The organism is Micromonospora sp. M51, from assembly GCF_018070305.1.
Lineage (GTDB): Bacteria > Actinomycetota > Actinomycetes > Mycobacteriales > Micromonosporaceae > Micromonospora > Micromonospora parva.
Genome location: NZ_JAGPXZ010000548.1, coordinates 1 through 4,296 on the forward strand (window position 1 = coordinate 1; position 4,296 = coordinate 4,296).

Genomic DNA, 4,296 nt, shown 5'->3' on the forward strand with positions numbered 1-4,296 from the left:
CCCGTGGCGTGGCCGGCTTGTCCGCCTGCTCCGGGCTCTGGGGTTCGGCAACGGTCTCCTCCGGCTGGCCCCGACCGAACGCGTTCCAGGACGGGCCGGCGTCCAGGCTGCGGGTGGCCCGACTGAGCAGGTCCGAGTCGAAACGGGCCGGTACGGCGACGGCCGCCGTGCGGGGCTTCTCGGGATCGCGGGTCACAGTGGTACGCCGATCCCGATTCGGCACCGCGGCGCGGGCCACGGCGGCCCCGGCGCGGTCGGCGCGACGCAGCACCAGCGACGCCGACGGGATCTCCAGCTGTGCTGTCACCCCACCGCCGCCCGTGGCGGCCAGGGCGACCTGCCAGCCGTGCCGACGGGCCAACCGGCCCACCACGAAGAGGCCGAGCACCTCGGTCGGGGCCAGGTCGAGCCGCTCCCGGCGGGTGAACCGGGCGTTCTCCTCAGCCAGCCGTTGCTCGCTCATGCCGATGCCGTGGTCCACCACTGTGAGCCGCGCACCGAGGCCGGACGTCTCGGCGCTGACCAGCACCCGGGTGTGCGGCGGGGAGAAGACGGTGGCGTTCTCCATCAGCTCGGCCAGCGCCAGGACGAGGTCACCGACCACTGCCGGCGCGGCCGAGACGCCCGCCGGCACCTGCACATCCACCCGGGTGTAGTCCTCGATCTCGCCGAGCGCCAACCGGACCACGTCGGCCAGCGGCACCGGCGCGGTGTGCGCGTCGGCCCCGGCCGAGCCGGAGAGCACCACGAGGCTGCCGGCGTTGCGCCGCAACCGGCTGGAGATGTGGTCGAGTCGGTACAGGTGCTCCAGGCGGCCGGGGTCGGCCTCCTGCTGCTCCAACCGGTCGATCAGCGCGATCTGCCGACCCACCAGGTTCTGGGTACGCCTCCCCACGTGGCCGAACATCTGCGCCACGTTGCGTCGGCCGGCGACCTGCCGCTCGACCAGCTGCGCCGCGGTGTTCTGCACCCGGTCGAAGGCCCGCGCCAGGTCGCCGATCTCGTCGTTGGCGCGGATGTCCACCGGCTCCAGCCGGACCGACTGATGTTTCTCCGTCTCGTCGTCGGTGACCCGGACCAGCTCCTCCTCGGCGACCCGGGCGACCCGGTCGGCCGAGCGGGTGAGTCGGGTCAGCGGTCGGGCCACCGTCCGCGCCACCGCCACGCTGAGCAGCACCACCAGCGTGAGGATCAACGCCGCCAGGGCACCGACCAGGTAGGCGGCGGTCAGCGCCCGCCGCTGATCGGCGGTCACCTCGGCGAGCACGTCAGCGACCAGCTTCTTCTCGACGAACTGACCGAGCCGGATCATCGTGCGGACGGCCGGGAAGAGCGCCTCCATCGGCACGTCGCGAACCGCGGCGGCCGGATCCCGGGCACTTCTGACCAGGAAGTCGGGGCTGGTACGCGCGGCCACCGCGGCGTCGTTGAGCTGGGACACCGTGAGCTGCTCGGGCGTGATCAGGCTGCGGAAACGCGAGTTGTCGACCTGGAGCGCGGCGATGCACGCCACGTACCCGGCGGTGGTGTCCGGGGTGCCGATCGCCTTGACCAGCAGGCTCAGGGTGGCGCAGGCACCCAGCCCCTCGTCGGCGCGCAGCAGCCCGTCGAGGGCGAGCACCTGCCGGCCCGGCAACGTGTCGGTGTCCACCCCGAACACCAGCCGCAGTGACTCGATGATGCCCTTGTTGACCGGGCCGAACGTGTCCATCACCTGACCGGGGTTGGCGGCCCTGGCCAGGACGGCGGTCCGCAGGTCGATGAGGCTGGACACCCGGTCGAGGGCGCTGTCGACCTCGTCGGTCAGCGCGTCGCTCCGCGCCGCCCGGAGGTCGGCCACCCGGTCGTCCACGTCGGCGGACTTACGGATCAGCTCGCTGCGTTCGACCCGGCCGAGCAGGAGGCCGACGGAGAGGATGCGTTCCTGCTGGAGATCCTGGACCAGGCTGCCGACCCGGCTGGCGAGCCGGACCCGTTCGGCGGTGTCGCCGGCCCGCTGTGCCGCGGCGACCCGGTCGAGCATCACCGGCACGGCCAGGCCGACCATGCTGAGCAGCGGAATCACCACGAGCAGTGCGAGCTTGCCGCGGATCCGGAGCCTACTGAGCATCGAACGCCCCCCACTGTGTGCTCTCCGGATCACGGGCCGCGCCGACCGGTTGCAGCGCCCGCGACTCGTCGGCAAGCGGTTGCCAGGGGTCGCGGTGCGGCGGGGTGTCGGCGCCTTCGGCGTGGGTCGCGGCCAGGGCGGCCCGACGCCGGGCCCGGCGGCCGGCGGCGACCTGCAACGCGGCGAGCCAGCCCAGCAACAGCGCGGCGACGACCGCCGCCCCGGCGGTCAGCCAGCGGTCCCGGTTGAGCCGGTCGATGCGCTCGACCAGCAGGGCGTCCAGCTCGGTGAGGATGACCGGCTGAAGTTGGCGGGCCGAGCGGTGCGAGTTGAGCGCGGCGGCACTCAACTGACCCGGGCTGACCACGCCGCTGTCCTTGTCCGGCAGGGAGTACCCGGCAAGCGCCTCCACCGACCGCTGGTAGGTGTCCAACGGGGTGAGCACGTTGGCGCCGAGGTCGGTGCTCTCCGAGCCGTCCACGGCCGAGCGCAGGTTGTCGACGAGGTCGGTGGCGGGTGTCAGGGCGGACACCCGGACGCCGCTGAGCTCCATCAGGCCGCGCGGCTGCTGGGCGGCCGGCCGGCGGGAGACCAGCACACCGAGGTCGGCGAGCCGACCGGCGGCGACCACCGCCTCGGGCAGCTCCTCGCCGGCGCTGTCCTGGAGGAAGAACGAGTCCGCCTCGGGGTCGCGGACCAGCCCGGAGCTTTCCCGGACCTTCCGGTGCAGGGCCAGCAGCAGGTCGGCGACCTCGCCGTAGGCGGTGTAGGCGGCCTCCGGGTCGGTGGCGCTGCGGCCGCGCAGTGCCTCCAACTTGGCCCGTACGCCGGCCCAGCGTTCCTGGCTGAGCAGTTCCCCGCCGATCCGGGCGTCCACCGCGGCGGCCTCCTCGACCGCGTTGTCCAACGCCTCGCGTGCCGCGGGGCGGCCGTTGACCGCGTTGGACTGGGCCTCCACGAGGGCGTCGGTGACCGCCGCCAGCGCGCTGAGGTACTGCACGCCGAGCCGTTCCCGGGCGGCGAAGTCCCGATCGTCGGTGATCCGCCCCCAGTTCGAGGTGGCGAGCAGGCCCAACGGTGCCAACAGTGCTCCGATGAGCAGCAGGGGCAACAGTCGGCCCAGCATGGACGGCCGTCGACGGGCCCGCGGCGCGGGGACTGTCATGTGTGTCTCCTCCGGCGTGGGCGCGAATCGGGGCGGCGTCGGGCTAGCCCGACAAGTCCCGTCCACCGGACCGGAAAACTAATCGAACCCCCGACTGGTCAGACCCGACTGAACGAGTCAGGTTCGCGTCAGTTCGAGTCATGTCACCATTTGTCCGCGTTGCCAGCACGCTCTGTGTCAGCTGTGTGTGTGACATGGAGGGATCGAGGTGGATATCCGCGGAAGATCGGAATTCACGAAATCCGAACTCAACTCGCTGTGCCGCGTCGGACGTTGCGCGCTCGCACCCCCACCCGGCACCGATCGGGGCAACCGGACAGACGTACGGCGGATCTCAGCCAACGCTCAGCCTCCGCGCCGTACCGTGTGCCGCATGACATCGCCGTCGCCGGCCGCGTGGTTCCGGCGTGCCCTGCCCACCCGTCGCCGCGCGACCGCCGCCGCGGTGGTCGTCGTACTGTTGGCCGCCGCCGTGACCTGGGCGGTGTGGCCACAAGGGTCGGGCGTACGCGCCGAGAGCGCGATGCTCATCGTCCGCTCCGGACCGTCCGGCGACGAGCCGGTGGACCTGGACACCACTCTCTACCTGCCGGCCGACGCCTCATCCGCCCGGAAGGTGCCGGCGGTGCTGTTGGCGCACGGGTTCGGCGGCACCAAGGAGTCGGTGCGCTCCGACGCGGAGGAGTTCGCCGGCCGCGGCTACGCGGTGCTCACCTGGACCGCGCGCGGGTTCGGTAGGAGCGGCGGCGAGATCCACCTGGACAGCCCCGACTACGAGGTCCGCGACGCCGAGCGACTGCTGGACTGGCTGGCCGCTCGGCCGGAGGTGCGCACCGACGCCGCCGGCGACCCGAAGGTCGGTGTGGTCGGCGGCTCGTACGGCGGCGGTTTGGCGTTGCTGCTGGCCGCCCAGGACCGGCGGGTCGACGCGATCGTCCCCATGATCACCTGGAACGACCTGTCCCGGGCGTTCCTGCCGGAGAGCACCGGCGGGGCGCCGACCGAGGGCGTGTTCAAGCAG

General features: G+C 72.6%; 3 protein-coding genes. 1 reads left to right on the forward strand and 2 read right to left on the reverse strand.

Going from position 1 to position 4,296, the window contains the following annotated elements:
* A partial coding sequence (locus KBX53_RS24200; protein ID WP_210861814.1) for a nitrate- and nitrite sensing domain-containing protein occupies positions 1 to 2,110 on the reverse strand: 2,110 nt, incomplete at its 3' end.
* The gene (locus KBX53_RS24205) at positions 2,100 to 3,275 is read right to left on the reverse strand and encodes a hypothetical protein (RefSeq protein WP_210861815.1); all 1,176 of its coding nucleotides are present in this window, start codon (positions 3,273 to 3,275) and stop codon (positions 2,100 to 2,102) included. The genes KBX53_RS24200 and KBX53_RS24205, both read right to left, overlap by 11 nt.
* Positions 3,276 to 3,648: 373 nt before the next feature.
* Between KBX53_RS24205 and KBX53_RS24210 the strand changes: the two genes are divergently transcribed.
* A partial coding sequence (locus tag KBX53_RS24210) for an alpha/beta hydrolase (protein ID WP_210861816.1) occupies positions 3,649 to 4,296 on the forward strand: 648 nt, incomplete at its 3' end.